The sequence below is a fragment of the Streptosporangium sp. NPDC006013 genome, assembly GCF_040614275.1.
Classification (GTDB): Bacteria; Actinomycetota; Actinomycetes; order Streptosporangiales; family Streptosporangiaceae; genus Streptosporangium.
Map to the genome: position 1 here is coordinate 1 of NZ_JBEXUE010000999.1, position 1,025 is coordinate 1,025.

1 protein-coding gene is annotated in these 1,025 nt (G+C 70.1%); it reads left to right on the plus strand.

Annotated elements, in window-relative coordinates; translation table 11 throughout:
* Positions 1–1,025: hydantoinase B/oxoprolinase family protein (locus ABZ260_RS51570; protein ID WP_355633388.1), on the plus strand; the 1,025-nt coding region annotated here is incomplete at both ends.

Below are 1,025 nucleotides of genomic sequence, written 5' to 3' on the forward strand. Positions count from 1 at the left end.
ATCATCGAGTTGATCCGGTTCAACTCGCGGATGCCGGATCTGGTGATCGGTGATCTGAACGCGCAGGTCGCCGCGTTGCGCACCGGCGAGCGCCGCGTCCAGGAGTTGTACGCCCGCTACGGCAGGGCGGTCGTCGAGTCCGTCATCGAGACCGTGGTCGAGGCCGCCGCCGAGGCGGCGGCCGAGGCCGTCGCCCGCCTCCCGCAGGGGTCGTGGACCGCGGTCGACTGGCTGGACGACGACGGCATCACCGAGGACCCGATCCGGATGCAGGTCACCGTCACCGTCGCCGACGGTACCTTCACCGTCGACTTCGCCGGATCGTCCGGCGCGACCGCCGGGCCGGTCAACCTCCCGTTCGGCGCGACCATCGCGACCTGCCGGGTCGCCTTCAAGGCGATCACCACCCCGGGGGAGCAGACCAACGCCGGGCACTTCGCCCCCCTGCGGGTGCGGGCCGAGCCTGGAACGCTCTTCCACGCCGTCTACCCGGCGGCGACCTTCACCCAGTGGACGGGGACCGTCGCCCTGGAACTGATCTACAAGGCGCTGGCGCAGGGCATGCCGGACCGGTTGCCCGCCTCCTCCGGAGGGGACGTGCCGGGGTTCATGATGGTCGGGATCCACCCGGAGACCGGGCAGATGTTCGCGGTCAGCAACAACGACCCGGTCGGCTGGGGTGCCACCCCCTCCCACGACGGCATGAACGCCGCCAACCACCTGTGCCAGACCCAGGCCCGCAACACCCCCGTCGAGGTCCTGGAGGCCAAGACCGGGATGTTCTTCGAACGCGTCGAGATGCGCGAGGACTCGAGCGGTGCCGGGCGGTTCCGCGGTGGGGTGGGTTTGCGAAGGGACATCCGGTTCGTCACGGAGGGGGAGTTCCTGTCGGTCATCAAGAAGACGCGGTCGCGGCCGTGGGCGCTGGAAGGCGGGCTGGAGCCCGAGCCCAACCAGGTGGTGGTCTTCCCCGAGACCGAGCGTGAGCATCGGGTCAGTACCAAGCGGACCAGGGTGCGGGTCGG